The organism is Saccharopolyspora sp. NPDC047091 (genome assembly GCF_040643635.1).
Taxonomy (GTDB): domain Bacteria; phylum Actinomycetota; class Actinomycetes; order Mycobacteriales; family Pseudonocardiaceae; genus Saccharopolyspora_C.
Genome location: NZ_JBEYUS010000008.1, coordinates 77338 through 93857 on the forward strand (window position 1 = coordinate 77338; position 16520 = coordinate 93857).

Annotated in this window: 15 protein-coding genes; 6 read left to right on the plus strand and 9 right to left on the minus strand. The window is 70.3% G+C overall.

The genetic code is table 11. The features are described 5' to 3' along the window. Window positions 1-327, plus strand: a complete 327-nt coding sequence (trxA, locus tag ABZ805_RS06430; RefSeq protein ID WP_358435257.1) for a thioredoxin — start codon at window positions 1-3, stop codon at window positions 325-327. A 270-nt stretch (window positions 328-597) separates the two neighbouring features. Further along, window positions 598-1755: an N-acetylmuramoyl-L-alanine amidase gene (locus tag ABZ805_RS06435; RefSeq protein WP_358435260.1), complete on the plus strand. Its 1158-nt coding sequence runs from the start codon at window positions 598-600 to the stop codon at window positions 1753-1755. A gap of 46 nt (window positions 1756-1801) precedes the next feature. Here the strand turns inward: ABZ805_RS06435 and ABZ805_RS06440 are convergent, their stop codons facing one another. Continuing rightward, on the minus strand, window positions 1802-2422 hold the full coding sequence (locus tag ABZ805_RS06440; RefSeq protein WP_358435263.1) for a GNAT family N-acetyltransferase: 621 nt from the start codon (window positions 2420-2422) through the stop codon (window positions 1802-1804). A 269-nt stretch (window positions 2423-2691) separates the two neighbouring features. Between ABZ805_RS06440 and ABZ805_RS06445 the strand changes: the two genes are divergently transcribed. After that, window positions 2692-4056, plus strand: a complete 1365-nt coding sequence (locus ABZ805_RS06445; protein WP_358435265.1) for a PLP-dependent aminotransferase family protein — start codon at window positions 2692-2694, stop codon at window positions 4054-4056. Window positions 4057-4138: 82 nt separating this feature from the next. Beyond that, the gene (locus tag ABZ805_RS06450) at window positions 4139-5089 is read left to right on the plus strand and encodes a D-alanine--D-alanine ligase (protein ID WP_358435268.1); all 951 of its coding nucleotides are present in this window, start codon (window positions 4139-4141) and stop codon (window positions 5087-5089) included. A gap of 278 nt (window positions 5090-5367) precedes the next feature. Here ABZ805_RS06450 and ABZ805_RS06455 read toward each other — a convergent pair whose 3' ends face one another. From ABZ805_RS06455 to rpmH, 8 genes are all read right to left on the minus strand, one after another. Continuing rightward, window positions 5368-6393 (minus strand): ParB/RepB/Spo0J family partition protein, encoded by a 1026-nt coding sequence (locus tag ABZ805_RS06455; RefSeq protein WP_358435271.1) that lies wholly within the window; start codon window positions 6391-6393, stop codon window positions 5368-5370. Continuing rightward, window positions 6390-7247, minus strand: a complete 858-nt coding sequence (locus tag ABZ805_RS06460; protein WP_358435274.1) for a ParA family protein — start codon at window positions 7245-7247, stop codon at window positions 6390-6392. The genes ABZ805_RS06455 and ABZ805_RS06460 overlap by 4 nt, the downstream gene beginning before the upstream one ends. Window positions 7248-7390: 143 nt before the next feature. After that, on the minus strand, window positions 7391-8101 hold the full coding sequence (gene rsmG / locus ABZ805_RS06465; RefSeq protein ID WP_358435277.1) for a 16S rRNA (guanine(527)-N(7))-methyltransferase RsmG: 711 nt from the start codon (window positions 8099-8101) through the stop codon (window positions 7391-7393). Between the two features lie 322 nt (window positions 8102-8423). Beyond that, window positions 8424-8972: a R3H domain-containing nucleic acid-binding protein gene (locus tag ABZ805_RS06470; RefSeq protein ID WP_358435279.1), complete on the minus strand. Its 549-nt coding sequence runs from the start codon at window positions 8970-8972 to the stop codon at window positions 8424-8426. 34 nt (window positions 8973-9006) lie between these two features. Beyond that, window positions 9007-10020, minus strand: coding sequence for a membrane protein insertase YidC (gene yidC / locus ABZ805_RS06475; protein ID WP_358435282.1), 1014 nt, complete (start codon window positions 10018-10020; stop codon window positions 9007-9009). Further along, window positions 10020-10343: a membrane protein insertion efficiency factor YidD gene (gene yidD, locus ABZ805_RS06480; RefSeq protein ID WP_358435285.1), complete on the minus strand. Its 324-nt coding sequence runs from the start codon at window positions 10341-10343 to the stop codon at window positions 10020-10022. The genes yidC and yidD overlap by 1 nt, the downstream gene beginning before the upstream one ends. 19 nt (window positions 10344-10362) lie before the next feature. After that, a complete protein-coding gene (gene rnpA / locus ABZ805_RS06485) occupies window positions 10363-10893 on the minus strand; it encodes a ribonuclease P protein component (protein ID WP_358435288.1) in 531 nt (176 codons plus the stop codon). A gap of 10 nt (window positions 10894-10903) precedes the next feature. Further along, window positions 10904-11047, minus strand: a complete 144-nt coding sequence (gene rpmH, locus ABZ805_RS06490) for a 50S ribosomal protein L34 (RefSeq protein ID WP_224957024.1) — start codon at window positions 11045-11047, stop codon at window positions 10904-10906. Between the two features lie 619 nt (window positions 11048-11666). On the opposite strand from rpmH, the gene dnaA reads away from it, so the two are divergent. Together dnaA and dnaN are read left to right on the plus strand one after the other, a co-directional pair. Further along, complete coding sequence (gene dnaA / locus ABZ805_RS06495; RefSeq protein WP_358435292.1) at window positions 11667-13541, plus strand: chromosomal replication initiator protein DnaA; 1875 nt, start codon at window positions 11667-11669, stop codon at window positions 13539-13541. A 1811-nt stretch (window positions 13542-15352) separates the two neighbouring features. Continuing rightward, window positions 15353-16477, plus strand: a complete 1125-nt coding sequence (dnaN, locus tag ABZ805_RS06500; RefSeq protein WP_358435295.1) for a DNA polymerase III subunit beta — start codon at window positions 15353-15355, stop codon at window positions 16475-16477. Window positions 16478-16520: the final 43 nt, after the last annotated feature.

Genomic DNA, 16520 nt, shown 5'->3' on the forward strand with positions numbered 1-16520 from the left:
ATGGCCGGGAACAACACCGTGACCGTCGACGCCGACTCGTTCAAGACCGACGTGCTGGGCAGCGACCAGCCCGTTCTCGTCGACTTCTGGGCGACCTGGTGCGGCCCGTGCAAGATGGTCGCGCCCGTCCTGGAAGAGATCGCCGCCGAGAACCCGGGCATCACGGTCGCCAAGCTGGACATCGACAAGAACCCGTCGATCGCCCGCGACTACCAGGTGATGAGCGTGCCCACCCTGCTGCTGTTCTCGAAGGGTGAGCCGGTCAAGCAGATCGTCGGCGCCAAGCCGAAGGCCGCGCTGCTGTCCGACCTGGAGGACTACCTGTGACGCGTCGCTGACCCGTCGCACCGGCCGGAACCCCGCCCGCCCCGCCCTCGTGCGGAGGCGCGCGGGGTTTCGTCGTTCTCGCCGGTAGGCGCGAGGTCACGCCGTGCGCAGCGCGCTGCGAGCGGCCCGCAGCGCCGCTGCAATGCAGGCAAGGCACAATGAGCCGATGGGTTCGCATCCGAACCCTTCCACCCAAAAGTGGACATTCGGGGGAGTACGACCGTCCTACGCGCCGGGATCCGTCCGGCGCCTGAATCGAGCGAGGAGTGCATGCAGCTGCTCCACCGCGGTGACGTCGGTCCGGCCGTTGCCGAGATCAGGAACACCCTTGCTGCGCTGGGTCTCCTACCGGCCCCCCCAAACGGAACCGCTTCCGGTCCCGCGCACTTCGACGCAGCGGTGGAACACGCGGTGCGCCTCTTCCAGCAGCGACGCGGGCTGATCACCGACGGCGTCGTCGGCCCCGCCACGTACCGCGCGCTGATCGACGCGCGCTGGCGGCTCGGTGACCGCTCGCTGGCCTACCTGGTGTCCAAGCCGATCAGCGGCGACGACGTGTTCGCGCTGCAGGAGCGGCTGCTGGAACTCGGCTTCGACGCGGGCAGGCCCGACGGCATCTTCGGCTGGCAGACCGAGCACGCGCTGCGCAGCTTCCAGCGGGACTACGGGCTCAACGCCGACGGCATCTGCGGCCCGGGCACGCTGCGGGCGCTCAAGCAGCTCGCCCCCAAGGTCCGCGGTGGTCGTCCCGTCTACCTGCGGGAACAGGAGAAGGTGCGCCGCGCCGGTCCGCTGCTGCGCGGCAAGCGCATCGTGCTGGACCCCGGGCACGGCGGCACCGACCGCGGCGTCGCCGTCGGCGGCGTCAACGAGGCCGACATCGCCTGGGACCTGGCGCGCAGGCTCGAAGGCCGCATGGTCGCCACCGGCATGGAAGCGCTGATCACCCGCGGGCCGCACTCCTGCCCGCCGGAAGCGGACCGGGCGAGCTTCGCGAACGAGGCGGGCGCCGACCTGTTCCTGTCGCTGCACATGGACGCCAACCCGGCTCCGGCCGCCCAGGGCGTCGCCAGCTTCCACTTCGGCACCGGCAACGGCACCACGTCCACGGTGGGGGAGGCGCTGGCCGGGTTCCTGCAGCGCGAGATCGTGGCGCGCACCGGCATGCTCGACTGCCGCATCCACCCGAAGACGTGGGAAGTCCTGCGCCTCACCCGGATGCCCGCAGTGCGCACCGAAATCGGCTACCTGACCAACCCGGAGGACCGGCGGCGGCTGCTCGACCCCGCGTTCCGGGACATCATCGCCGAGGGCCTGCTGGTCGCGGTGAAGCGGCTCTACCTGCTCGGCAAGGACGACCAGCCGACGGGCACCTTCACCTTCGACGACCTGCTCCGGCACGAGCTCACCCGCGCCGAAGGCGCCTGAGCACCGTTCGCAGCGCGGAGCCGGTCGCGACACCGGGCTCGACGGCTCACCCGAGGGCCGGCTCCGCCGTTTTCACCGACACCGTGCTGAGCAGCCGTTCCAGGGCCGCTTCGACGTCTTCCTTCCAGGAGATCGCGGTGCGCAGCTCCAGCCGCAACCGCGGCCACTTCGGGTGCTGGCGGACCGTCTTGAACCCGACCTGCTGCAGGAACCCCGCGGGGACCACGCAGCTGTCGGCCTCTTCGTGCAGGTCCCCGAACGCCTCGATCGCGCGGACGCCGCGCTTCGTCAGGTCCTTCGCCACGTTCTGCAGCAGTACCCGGCCCAGGCCGCCGTCCTCGAAGTCCGGCATCACCCGCAGCGAGGTGAGCAGCACCGCGTCCGCGCTGACCGGACCGGACGGGAACGCCGAGGCCCGCGGCACGGCGGCGGGCGGGGCGTACAGCGCGTAACCGGCGGGTACGTCGTCGACGTAGAGCACCCGACCGCAGGACCCCCAGTCCAGCAGCACGTTGGAGACCCAGGCCTCCTTCTCGAGACCGGTCTCGCCGAACTCCTCGGCCTGCTCCCGGATGTGCGGCGCGAGTTCCCAGAACACGCAGCGACGGCACTTCGGTGGCAAGTGGTCGAGGTTGTCCAGCGTGACGCCTACGACGCGTCGCGACACCCTGACCTCCCCTGCAATCCGCCAGAACCCACGCACGGCAGGTGGGGCTGCCGCAAGGATAAGCCGACGCCACCGACCGCCGGAAGCATCTCGTCCTTCCCAGCGTCCCCCGAAATGGTGAGATGGGTTACCGTCAAGCCGGTTTGTGCGAGGCGCCCGTTACACAAGCCACCGCCGGACGCGATAGCACAGATAGACTCGCGCGACCGTCACCTAGCGGTAACAGGAGACGATCACTACAGCGCACACCCGATCCACCGGAGCGCGGAATGTCCGATCACGGCAGCAACCCGACCGATCAGCAGCAGCCCGGCCCCCAGCAGGAGGCAGCGGTGCAGCAGGCAGGAGCGGCGCGCAACCTCGACGCGCACCGCGACCGCTACGCCCAGCGCACCGCAGGCATGACCGCATCGGAGATCCGGGCACTGTTCGCCGTGGCGAGCCGCCCCGAGGTCGTCTCGCTCGCCGGCGGGATGCCGAACCTCGCCGCCCTGCCGCTGGACTCGCTCGCCGCCGAGGTCTCCCGGCTCATCGCCGTCGACGGCCAGGCCGCGCTGCAGTACGGCTCCGCGCACGGCGTGCCGGAACTGCGCGAGCAGATCTGCGAGATCATGGCCGCCGAGGGGATCAACGGTCACCCGGACGACGTGATGGTCACCGTCGGCTCCCAGATGGCCCTGGACATGGTGACCAGGCTGTTCTGCGACCCGGGCGACGTCGTCCTCGCCGAAGGACCGTCCTACGTCGGCGCGCTCGGTTCCTTCGCCGCCTACCAGGCCAAGGTCGTGCACGTGGCGATGGACGACGACGGCCTGCAGCCCGAGGCGCTGCGGCACGCGATCGCCGAGGTCACCGCGCGCGGGGAGCGCATCAAGTTCCTCTACACCATTCCGAACTTCCACAACCCCGGCGGCGTCACGCTCGCCGTGGAGCGCCGCGCCGAGATCCTCGAGATCTGCCGCCGGCACGACATCCTGGTGCTGGAGGACAACCCGTACGGCCTGCTCGGCTTCGAGGGGCAGATCTACCCGGCGCTGCGCAGCCTCGACCCGGACAACGTGGTCTACCTGGGCTCGTTCTCCAAGACCTTCGCCTCCGGGCTCCGCGTCGGCTGGGTGCTCGCCCCGCACGCGGTGCGGGAGAAGCTGGTCCTCGCCGCCGAGTCGGCGACGCTGTGCCCGCCCACGCTGAACCAGATGATCGTGTCCCGCTACCTCGCCACACACGACTGGAAGGGCCAGATCAAGACCTTCCGCGAGCAGTACCGGGAGCGCCGCGACGCGATGCTCGGCGCGCTCGAACAGCACATGCCGGAAGGCTGCACCTGGACCAAGCCGGACGGCGGGTTCTACGTGTGGCTCACCGCGCCGGAAGGCGTGGACACCAAGGCGATGCTGCCGCGCGCCGTGACGCAGCGAGTCGCCTACGCGTCCGGCACCGGCTTCTACGCGGACTCGCTGGGCTCCCGGCAGATGCGGCTGTCGTACTGCTACCCGACGCCGGAACGCATCCGGGAGGGCGTCCGCAGGCTCGCGAACACGCTGACCGACGAGATGGAGCTGGTGCGGACCTTCGGCACCGTGCCGCAGCGCGCGGTGTCCGGGCCCGAAGCCCCCTCTCCCGACACGGCGTAACCTCGGGTCCTGCCGCACGATTCGATCGGTCCACTGCGCACTCGGTGCGCAGTGGACTCTTACTTTCAGGGGAGTTCGACCAGTGTCCGATCGTTGGGTCGCCGTGCTGTCCGGTGGGTTGTCGCACGAGCGCGAGGTGTCGTTGCGCTCCGGGAGGCGGTTGTCCACCGCGCTGCGCTCCGTCGGAATGACCGTGGGGGAGTGGGACGCCGACTCCCGCCTCGTCGCGCGCGTCCAGGACGAACGGCCGGATGCCGTGGTCATCGCGCTGCACGGCGGCGAAGGGGAGAACGGCGCGGTGCAGTCCGTGCTGGACATGCTCGGCGTCCCGTACGTGGGCACCGATCCGCGCGCCTGCCGCCGCGCCTGGGACAAGCCGACCGCCAAGGCCGAACTGGCCCGCGCCGGCCTGAGCACGCCGGACTGGGTGGTGCTGCCGCACGCCACGTTCCGCGAGCTCGGCGCGCAGGCGGTGCTGGACGCGCTGGTGGCCAAGCTCGGCCTGCCGCTGATGCTGAAGCCGGACCAGGGCGGGTCGGCGCTCGGCGCCCGGGTCGTCCGGGATGCCTCGGAGCTGCCCTCGGCGATGGTGGGCGCGCTGGCCTACGGCGACACCGTGCTCGTCGAGCGGTTCGTGGAAGGCGTCGAGGTCGCGATCAGCGTCGTCGACACCGCGGACGGACCGGAGGCGCTGCCCGCGGTGCGGATCGAGGCGGCCGACGGCGTGTACGACTACACCGCTCGCTACACCGCGGGGCTCACCAGCTACGAGGCTCCCGCCGACCTGGCGCCGGACGTCGCCGCCCGCGCGGGCGAGCTGGCGGTCGCGGCGCACCGCCTGCTCGGGCTGCGCGACGTGTCCCGCACCGACGCGATCATCGACCAGGACGGGGTGCCGCACTTCCTCGAAGTGAACGTGTCGCCGGGCCTGACGGAGACCTCGCTGTTCCCGATGGCCGTGGAGGCCGCGGACCGATCGCTCGGCGAGGTGTTCGCCGGACTGGTGGAGAAGGCGATCGCACGCGGGAACTGAGCGCATGTTTCACGTGAAACGGCGAACGTCTCTCGCTCGATGAGTTCGCGGGAGATCCGCCGTTGAAAGCAGGAGCCGCCGATGTTGCGACATCGGCGGCTCTTCTTCGTTCAGGTCCCGACCGCCGCGTCGGAGTACGCGGAGTCGGAGTGATCGGCTGCGGCCCCGAGCAATTCCGGGGCCCGCCGTGCCGGGGGATCGGGGTCAGCGGTGACCGTTCGACTATCCGGTCATATCGCCCAAAACGGTGATCGTCACCGTGACGAAAGACCCCGGTGTCATCCCTCCCGGATTTCGCGGAGCTTGTCGGCCTCTCCCGGCAACAACAACTCGGCCAGCCGCTCCAAGTCGTCCACCGAACCGAACTCCACGACGATCCGGCCCTTCCGCTTGCCCAGATCGACCTTGACCTTGGTGTCGAAGCGATCGGACAGCTTCTCCGCCAACCCCTGCAAGCCGGGGGACTGCAGCTGCTTCCGCGGCGCCGCCTTCTGCTTCGCCGGCCCCTCGCTCTTCTTGAGCGTCACCGCCTCCTCGGTCGCCCGCACGGACAACCCCTCGGCGATGATCCGCGACGCCAACTCCTCCTGGCCGCCCGCGTCGTCCAGAGCGAGCAACGCCCGCGCGTGCCCCGCCGAGAGCACCCCGGCAGCGACCCGGCGCTGCACCGGCATCGGCAGCCGGAGCAGGCGGATCGTGTTCGTGATGACCGGACGGCTGCGACCGATCCGCTCCGCCAGCTCGTCGTGCGTCACGTCGAACTCGTCCAGCAGCTGCTGGTACGCGGCCGCCTCTTCGAGCGGGTTCAGCTGCACCCGGTGGATGTTCTCCAGCAGGGCGTCCCGCAGCAGCGCGTCATCCGCCGTCTCGCGGACGATCGCGGGAATGACCTCCAGCCCGGCTCGCTGCGACGCGCGCCAGCGGCGCTCGCCCATGATGAGCTCGTACTGGCCGGACTCGATCTCCCGCACCACGATCGGCTGCATCAGGCCGAACTCGCGGATCGAGTGCTCCAGCTCGGACAGCGCCTCCTCGTCGAAGACCTGCCGCGGCTGCCGCGGGTTCGGCGTGATGGACGCGGTCACGACCTCCCGGTAGGTCGCACCCGCCACCGTTCCGCCGCCGGTTTCACGTGAAACCGGCTCCGGCGCGCTCGCGCCGTCCCCCGGGGCGGGGGAGGGGGGTGGGGTGAAGCCGGCGCCGCGCACGGAGACTCCGGTGGAGCCGCCGCCGCTCTCCGCGGGAGGACCGCTCGGGATCAGCGCCGCGAGGCCTCGCCCCAGACCACCCTTGCGTTCGGTCATGCCGTCTTCCTCTCCACACCCCGCTCGGCGATCTCCTTCGCCGCATCCAGGTAGCTCATCGAACCCCGCGAACCGGGATCGTAGTTCAGCACCGTCTTGCCGAACCCGGGCGCTTCGGAGATCTTCACGCTGCGCGGGATGACCGTCCGCAGCGTCAGCTCGCCGAAGTGGCTGCGCACCTCGTTCGTCACCTGGTCCGCCAGCTTGGTGCGGCCGTCGTACATCGTCAGCAGGATCGTCGACACCCACAGCGCCGGGTTCAGGTGCGCCTGCACCAGCTCGATGTTGCGCAGCAGCTGCCCGAGACCCTCCAGCGCGTAGTACTCGCACTGGATCGGGATCAGCACCTCGTGCGCGGCCACCATCGCGTTCACCGTGAGCAGGCCGAGCGACGGCGGGCAATCGATGAAGACGTAGTCGGGGGCGATCTGCTCGATCGCCTCGGACTTCAGCGCCTCCTTGAGCCGCCCCTCGCGGGCGACCATCGACACCAGCTCGATCTCCGAGCCAGCCAGGTCGAGCGTCGCCGGCACGCAGTACAGGTTCGGCGATTCGGTGCTCTGCGCCGCGGCGTCCGCGATGCTGATCTCGCCGAGCAGCACCTCGTACACCGAGGGGACACCGGACCGGTGGTCCACGCCGAGCGCGGTGCTGGCGTTCCCCTGCGGGTCGAGGTCGATCACGAGCACCTTCAGCCCCTGCACCGCCAGTCCGGCGGCGAGGTTCACCGTGCTCGTCGTCTTGCCGACGCCGCCCTTCTGGTTGGCGACGGTGAGGATGCGCCGCCGATCCGGGCGGGGGAGCTGCATCGTCTCGGGGTGCAGCACCCGGGTCGCGCGCTGAGCCTCTTCCATGATCGGAGTCCAGCCCACGCCGTCCGCCGGGAAGGCTTCACTCGCTTGCTGACCGCGTTCTTCCGCGCCAGAAGGAAAACGCATGGAACCCATCACGCGCCCCTTCGTTTCACGTGAAACACGATCCGCTCCGTTCGACTCCGTCACCGTCCACGATCCTTCCTCGCTCTACGGCCGCCGTCACGACGCCGACCGGGCGCTTTCTGGGATACCCGCTCCACGACGACGACCGTCGTCGGCACATCGAGCACGTTGTCGCCGCACGACAACACTTCACCGGGGCTGCCACCCGCCGCCCGGACGGCGTCCGCATCGCGTTCCAGCTCTTCCGCCGCGGTCGATCCCTTCAACGCGAGCATCCGCCCGCCGGGACGCAACAGGGGGAGGCACCAGGCCGAGAGCCGTTCCAGCGGCGCCACGGCGCGCGCGGTGACCACGTCCTGATCGGCGAGCCGATCACGTACCGGGCCTTCCTCGGCACGCCCACGCACCACCTCGACGGAGAGATCCAGTTCCTCGACGACTTCCCGCAGCCAGGCCACTCGTCGAGCCATCGGCTCCAGCAGAACCAGCTCGACATCGGGGCAAGCGATCGCCAGCGGAATGCCCGGCAGCCCCGCCCCTGAGCCTACGTCCACGACACGGCAATTCGGTGGCAGCAACTCCGCGAGTACCGCGGAGTTCAACAGATGGCGGTCCCAGATCCGGGGGAGTTCCCGCGGACCGATCAATCCTCGCCGCACGCCTTCCTCGGCGAGCATCGTCGCGAACCGCTCCGCCCCCGGAAGACGATCACCGAAGATCGCTTGCGCGGCCGCCGGAACCGGGATCGGATCACCTTCTGCTGCGGTCACAGTCTTCCACCCTGCTGTCGTTGTTTCACGTGAAACGGGGGCGCGTCCACCAAGTCGGTACGGAGTTGTTTCACGTGGAACGGGCTCGATGATCGGCGCGCTGGTTTCACGTGAAACGCGGACTCGGATCAGGCGGTCCGCGCGGCCCACATCATCATCTCAGCCCGAAGTCGGTCTTGCTCCCGCGCCTGGTTTCACGTGAAACACGACGGGTTCGCGATGCCTGGTGCCACGTGGAACATCCGCCGAACGCGAAGGCGCCCGGCCGGGAGATCCCGACCGGGCGCCTTGGTCCATCCCGCGCGTCGCGGGGGAGGGGAGGTCAGTTCGACTTGTAGACGACGACCTTGCGGCTCGGCTCTTCGCCTTCGCTCTCGCTGTGCACTCCGTCGACCGCCGCGACGGCGTCGTGGATGATCTTCCGCTCGAACGGGGTCATCGGACGGAGGCGGGTCTCCTCGCCGGAGGACAGCACCTCTTCCGCGGTCGTGCGACCGAGGTTGGTGAGCTCCTCGCGACGGCCCGCGCGCCAGCCGGCCACGTCCAGCATCAGCCGGCTGCGCACTCCGGTGTCCTGCTGCACGGCGAGCCGGGTCAGCTCTTGCAGCGCCTCCAGCACCTGACCGCGCGACCCGACCAGGTGCTCCAGGTCGCTACCGCCGTCGATGCTCACCACCGCACGACCGGCCTCCACGTCGAGGTCGATGTCCCCGTCGTAGTCCAGCAGGTCGAGCAGCCGCTCCAGGTAGTCACCGGCCACGTCGCCCTCCTGGACGAGCAGCGTCTCGGTATTGCTGCGCTCCTGGTCGGCGTTCGGCGTGGACTCCGCCGACTCCTCGACCTTGGTCGGCTCCTGCACGGTTTCAGACACTGGGCGTCTCCTCTCCAGGGGTACGCGACGTCGGTCAGCGGGACTCGTCCGGCCGACTGTCGCGGGAACGGTCTTCGAACACCCCGGGAGCATCACCGGGTTGGTCTGCGTCGGCGGCCGGGCGCGCGGGGGAGGGGGCCTCGGTCGCGTCCTGGGCCGCGGGCTCGTCCGCTTCCGCGGCGGCCGGTTTCGCCTCGAGCGCCGCGGTCTCGGCGGTCTCGGCGGTCGGCGCGGTGACGGTGGCGCCGTCTACGACCGCCGGCGCGGCCGCCGCTTCCTCGCGGTCGATGCGGCTGTAGACGATCCGCTGCTGCCCCAGGGTCCAGAAGTTGTTGGCCAGCCAGTAGAGCAGGATCGCCAGCGGCAGGAACGGGCCGCCGATGATGGCGAACATCGGGAAGACCCAGAGCACCATCCGGTTCATGATCTCGGTCTGCGGGTTCGCCGCCGCCTCCGGCGTCTGGCGCTGCACCGAGTGCCGGGAGGTGAAGTGGGTGGCGATGGCCGCGGCGACCATCAGCGGCACCCCGACCAGGAGCATCGACAGGCGGTCCGTGCCGAAGCTCGCGAGCACGTCCGGAGCCTGGCTGATCGTGTTCGACAGCTTCGCGCCGAACAGGTCGGCGGAGACGAAGGAGGCGACGTCCTCGGGACCGAACACGAAGTTCGAAGGTGCCCCGGGGCGGAACCCGTTGAGCACGTGGAACAGGCCGAAGAAGACCGGCACCTGCACCAGCATCGGCAGGCAGCCGGAGATCGGGTTGAAGCCCTGCTCCTGCTGGAGCTTCTGCATCTCCTGCGCGAGCTGCTGCTTGTCGTGCCCGTGCTTCTCCTGGAGCGCGCGGACCTGCGGAGCGAACTCCTGCATCTTCTTCATCGAACGCACCTGGTGCACGAACGGCTTGAACAGCAGCGCGCGCAGGGTGAAGACGAGGAAGACCACGGACAGCGCCCAGGCGTACCCGCTGGCCGGGTCCAGCACGAAGCCGAAGACCTCGTGCCAGAACCAGAGGATCGCCGAGACCGGGTAGTTGATGAAGTCGAGCACTAGTCCTCCGCGGGGGGTCGGGGCGCTGCGCCCGGCTCGGCCACCGTCCCGCCGGAGCGGTCCCGCCGGGGTGGGACGTAGTCGAAGCCGCCAGGGTGCCAGGGGCCGCAGCGCAACAACCGCCGCACGGTGAGCCAGCTGCCGTAGAACGCTCCGTGCACCGTCAGCGCCTCGACCGCGTAAGCGCTGCAGCTCGGGTAGAACCGGCAGGTCGGGGGCAGCAGCGGCGAGATGATCTTCCGGTAGACGTGCACCGGGCCGAGCAGCAGCCACGCGGCCGGGCTCGGACGAACCCGCTCACCGCTGTCCAGCGTGTCCGACATCCGGGACCTCCAGCGCCATCTACGGACCGCCGCGCGCCACGCGCAGCTTGCGCAGCGCCGCGTCGAGGTCCGACCCGAGATCACTGCTCGATGCGGTCGCGGCCGGGGGGAGTGCGCGCACCACCACCAGTGTGCCAGCGGGCAGCACGGCGAGGCGGTCCCGCATCAGGTGCCGGAGCCGCCTGGTCACGCGGTGCCGCAGCACCGCGTTGCCCACGGCCTTGCTCACGACAAAACCCACGCGGGCCGGTTCCCCGATGTCCCGAGTGGGTTCGATGTCCGAGTCCGGCCGCGGTCCCTGGTTCGGTTCGGCGCGCCCCGCTAGCTCGTCGGCCGCGGGGTGCGCCGCCGTGGTCCCGTCGTGCCGGTCCACGCCTGCGCGGTTCACCTGGTGGACGTGCTCAGGAGCGGCGCCGCGGACCTCGGTCCGGGGCGCCGCGTTCGGCACCAGCAGGTGCACCACCAATCGGGCGCGCCCCGCACGGCGGCCACGACGGACCGCCAGGCGAAAGTCCTGGCTGGAGGTCAGCCGGGCGGCCGCGGGCAGCACGAACCGATGATCAGGCGGTCAGCGAGGCACGGCCCCTGCGGCGACGCGCGGACACGATGGCGCGACCGGCGCGGGTGCGCATGCGCAGCCGGAACCCGTGCTTGCGGGCACGGCGACGGTTGTTCGGTTGGAAGGTGCGCTTGCCCTTGCTCACGGTGGATCTCCCGTTACTTCAGGCCCGTTGGAACAGGCACGTGCTCGGCCCGATGGCTCGGTCAAGATGTCCCCGCCCGCCGTAGCGGCCATCGTGTCGAGCTCACCCCCCGGTGGTACGAGGGGAGTCTGCACGCGGCGGCACCGGCGGCGCCTCGCGCGCTGCGCCGGGACTTCAGCCGAAATCCAAGCGCGGCGACATTCCCGCTCGTGCGGCGGGGGACTGCACGAGGCTACGCCACCTGCCCGGATGCTCGGTCACCGGGGGTCTCAGCAGCGCCGGTGCGGTCCCGGACGGCTGGGACCACCCGCCTTGTGAGGCGATCTCGACCTTGTTAGGTTGTCCCTTCTGCGATGCGCGCCCGGCGGCGTGGGAGCCGTCCGCACTGCGCATCGATGCGGCGCGCAAGGGCACCACCAGGATCGCAGGTACCGGCGGGGACCCAGGGGGGACGTCCGAGGTTCGCTGCCGTACCTTCATGCACAGCTGTGGATAACTCTGTGGACACCTTGTCCGGGCGTGCGCGGAGCGAGTTCATCACCCCGCGCCGGCGACGCCGCACTTGCCGAGGTGTGGGAGTCAACGGTGCGGGTCACGTGCCGGTGAGGGGAGCGCAGGGGTGACCGACCACCAAACCGAGCTTGGTCGGGTCTGGGACGAAGTGGTGCTGGAGTTGTCCTCGGGCACGCTGTCGCCGCAACAACGCGCGTGGATGCGCGTGACCCGCCCGATCGGCCTGCTGGATGGTACGGCACTGCTAGCCGCCCCCAGTGATTTCGCGAAGGAAGCGATCGAGCGCGCCCTGCGCGATCCGATCACCGACGCGCTGTCCCGCCGGCTGGGCCGCGAGGTGTCGCTCGCCGTCAAGGTGGACACCGCGGTACCCGCGCCGACCCGCCCGATCGCCGCTCCCGAGGCCCGCCCGGAGCCACCGGCCCGCACGGGCGAACCCGCGGAGCGGCCCACGACGTTCGGCATCGCCTACGACTCCTCCCCGTACATCGCGACCGGACCGTCGAACTACTCGGCGCAGCCGCGGCGGCCGGAGGCGTTCGGCAACGGCGCGCACGGCGGTTCGATCAGCGGCTCGCTGCCGAACGAGCAGGTCGGTGCGCAGTACTCCCACCAGACCTCGTACCCGCCGGAAGTGCCGTACTCCCTGGACTCCCGGGGCGCTCCGGAGACCGCGTACGCGCCGGAACCGCAGTACGGCTCCGAGCAGCAGTACGCCGACTACCAGCCGGAACCGGAACGCGCCCCGGAGCAGAAGTGGCCGTCGGCGCCGGAATCCCCCGCCGACCAGGACCACGAGGCCGACGTCGAGGACGAGTCCGCCGACCAGGAGGACACGACTCCGACCGAGGCGAACGTGTGGCCGACCTTCGGCCGCGGCCAGCACACCGAGCAGCACCAGCAGGGCCAGCCGTTCACCGCACCGAAGAACGGCCCGCCGACCTCGCAGACCAGGTTGAACGCGAAGTACACCTTCGACACCTTCGTGATCGGCGCGTCCAACCGGTTCGCGCACGCGGCCGCGGTGGCGGCGGCGGAGGCACCGGCGCGCGCGTACAACCCGCTGTTCATCTGGGGCGAGTCCGGGCTCGGCAAGACGCACCTGCTGCACGCGGTGGGGCACTACACGCAGCGGCTGTTCCCGGGGATGCGGGTGCGCTACGTGTCCACCGAGGAGTTCACGAACGACTTCATCAACTCGCTGCGCGACGACCGGCAGGTGGCGTTCCAGCGCCGCTACCGCGACGTGGACGTGCTGCTGGTCGATGACATCCAGTTCTTGGAGGGCAAGGAAGGCACCCAGGAGGAGTTCTTCCACACCTTCAACACGCTGCACAATTCGAACAAGCAGATCGTGGTGTCCTCGGACCGCCCGCCGAAGGGGCTGCGCACGCTGGAGGACCGGCTGCGCACCCGGTTCGAGTGGGGCCTGATCACCGACATCCAGCCTCCCGAGCTGGAGACGCGGATCGCGATCCTCCGGAAGAAGGCGGCGCAGGACCGGATGGCGGCCCCCGCCGAGGTGCTGGAGTTCATCGCCGCCCGCATCGAGCGGAACATCCGGGAGCTCGAAGGCGCGCTGATCCGGGTGACGGCGTTCGCCTCGTTGAACCGGCAGCCGGTGGACGTGCAGCTGGCGGAGATCGTGCTGCGCGACCTGATCCCCGATTCGGCTACGCCCGAGATCACGGCGCCGACCATCATGGGCGTCACCGCCGAGTACTTCGCGGTGACGATCGACGACCTGTGCGGGCCGGGGAAGACGAAGGCGCTCGCGCAGGCGCGGCAGATCGCGATGTACCTGTGCCGGGAGCTCACCGATTCCTCGCTGCCGAAGATCGGGCAGAGCTTCGGCGGCCGGGACCACACGACGGTCATGCACGCGGACAAGAAGATCCGCAAGGAGATGGCCGAGCGGCGCCGGGTGTACGACCAGGTGCAGGAACTGACGTCCCGGATCAAGCAGCAGTCTCGCGGCTGAGGTCGCCCCTTCCGACATTCACGCAGGTCAGGCGACTCTCTGATCGACTTGGTCGTGCTGCGTCCTGTTGCTGAGGCGTACGTTTCAATCGTATTAGCGAGTGGCCGGTAGTCGCTGCGGTGCGGGCGGTTCGTCGGCGCTGCCGACATCGGCGGGCCGGCGACCCCTCGGCTGGGGACGGCGGGGACGGGGGAGTGGACGGTCCGCGCCCGGTAGCGCGCGAAGCCCGGGGGTGACCGGGGCGCCGCGCTTGATCCGCTCGCACCGCTCGCACCGCTCGCACCGCGTCTCCGGCCGTTCCGGACGCCCGGTCCACCTGGCGGCGACCGGACCCGGCCTCCCGGCCGAACGCGCGGAACCTTTCTGTCCCACCCCGGGGACCCGACCCGGCTACCGCGCCAGAAAGATCCCGCGAGATCTCCGCGGGCCGACCCACCGGGCACCAGCGCGACCGCTGCTCCGGCCCGCGGGCCCCGCGCTCGATCACCGCATCTCACCGGGCCCTCCGCGCCGGATCCTGCCCACCAGGCCCTCCGCCTCGGACCTGCGCACCGGACTTTCCGCGCCGAAGCCGACCGCCCGATCGCGCTGCCGCCACTGCCGGCCGCCACCAGTGGCCGCACCATCACCGGTCCGCCGCGTCGCGGCGTTCGCGGCACCGCGGCGGACCGCACCGCGCTGCCGCGGTCCGCGGCCGGGACCACCGCACCTCCCCGGTCGGCGACCACCGCGAGCCGCTCGCCGAACCTTTCTGCCGCACCGGTCGGCTCCCGGCACCCGCCGCTCGCAGAAAAATCCGCACCCGGATCCGGTCGCGACGCGCCTCGGGAGCGTGCCGGCGGCCGTGCACAGCCTGTGGAGAACTCGAATTCCGCTCGCTCTGCGCACAACCGGTCGCCCACCGCACGGATTTCGCCGCTCCAACGCCCCTGCGAGCTCCGCGTCGGCCACCGGAGCGCCTCGAACCGGTGGATCGGGCTGTGGATCGCGCGGACTTTTCTGCACAGGGGCAGTGGCCTTGCCCTCACCCCCGGCAAAAAACCCGCCGCGAGGCCGACCTGTCCACAGCTTCGCCATCCCCAGGCCTGAGCTGGAGTTTTCCCCAATCCGTGCACAGCCTGTGCACAACCATCGCCGACCTGCCCACAGGCCGTACCCCGGTTGGACACAGGAAACCCACAGATCTGCCCACACCCCGATCGGTGGAGGCCCGAAAAGGGAGCCCTCATCCGCAGGGGCTGGGTACAACTGGGGGTTCAGCTGTGGATGGCGGTGTGGACAACATGGCCTCGATGTGGACAACTTCGGGTCGGTCAGAAGTTGTCCACGACTCGTTCAGCCCATCCACCGGTTACCCCCAGTCCCCATCCACAGCTGTCCAGGTGTCGTGAACAGCCAAAACGGGGGTTATCCCCACAACCCACAACCCTTACTACTACTGCTCTCTTTCTTTTCTTTTGAATGAAGAAAAAAAGAAGAGAGAGGGGCGGTGGACAAGTGGACAACCGCGGCGAGGTGGCCCGGAACGAACGCTTCGAGAGCCAGGACCCGGATGCGGCGATCGCGACGAACGCTCTACGGTGGAACTCCCGCGACGGCCGATCCGGAGCCGCGTGCTCGTGGCCTCTCGTGGGACGGGTTCCGATGCGCCCCGCGCCAGGTGCCGCCCTCCGGTCGCGCACCCCGGGCGACGCAACGGGACACCGACCTCGACAGCCCCGCACCGACAGCACTCCCGGAACCGGCCGCCCCCACGGCGCCGGCAGCGTTCTCCCCGGCACCCGGCTTCGGCCGAAACCGAAAGGACATCGATGAAGATCCGCGTGGAACGTGACGGTCTTGCCGACGCCGTCGCCTGGGTCGCGCGCAGCCTGCCGTCGCGGCCGCCGGTTCCGGTGCTGGGCGGGGTGCTGCTGGACGCGAGCTCCGGCGAAGCGCTGACCATCTCCGGTTTCGACTACGAGGTCTCCGCCCAGGTCACCACCGAGGCCTCCATCGACTCCACCGGCAAGACCCTGGTCTCCGGGCGGTTGCTGGCCGACATCACCAAGTCGCTGCCGAACCGGCCCGTCGAGATCACCGTGGACGGCTCGCGGGTGACGATCACCTGCGGCAGCTCGCGGTTCAGCCTGCCGACCATGCCGGTCGAGGACTACCCCGAGCTCCCGGCGATGCCGGAGCGCGCGGGTGCCGTCCCCGGCGACCTGTTCTCGGCCGCCGTCGCCCAGGTCGCGGTCGCCGCCGGCCGGGACGACACGCTGCCGATGCTCACCGGCGTCCGCATGGAGATCAACGCGGACCGGCTGACGATGGTCGCCACCGACCGGTTCCGGCTCGCGATGCGCGAGTTCACCTGGGAGCCGGACGAGTCGATCGCCGACACCGCGATCCTCGTCCCGGCCAAGACGCTCGCCGAGTCCGCGAAGACCCTCGGCGGCTCCGGCGCCAAGGTGGAGATCTCGCTGGCGTCCGGCGACGGCCTGCTCGGCCTGTCCGGCTCGACCCGGCGGAACACCACCCGGCTGCTGGACGCGGAGTTCCCGAAGTACCGCCAGCTGCTGCCGTCCGAGACCGCGGCCACCGCGATCATCGACGTGGCCCCGCTTGTCGAGGCGATCAAGCGCGTGTCGCTGGTCGCCGAGCGCGGCACCCAGGTGCGGCTGGAGTTCTCCGACTCCGGCCTGCGGCTCACCGCCGGTGGCGATGACGAGGGCAGCGCCGAAGAGGAGCTCCCCGTCGAGCTCGACGGCGAGGGCCTGACCATCGCCTTCAACCCGACGTACCTGCTCGACGGCCTGGGCGCGCTCAAGACCGACCGCGCCCAGATGCTGTTCACCACATCCAACCGCCCCGCGCTGCTGAAGCCGGTCGGGGAGGATGGTGAGGTGGTCGAGGGCTACCTCTACCTGCTGATGCCGGTGCGCTTGCCGGGCTGAGGTGGTCCCGGTGCCCGCCGCGATCCGCCCGGGCGCCGATCAC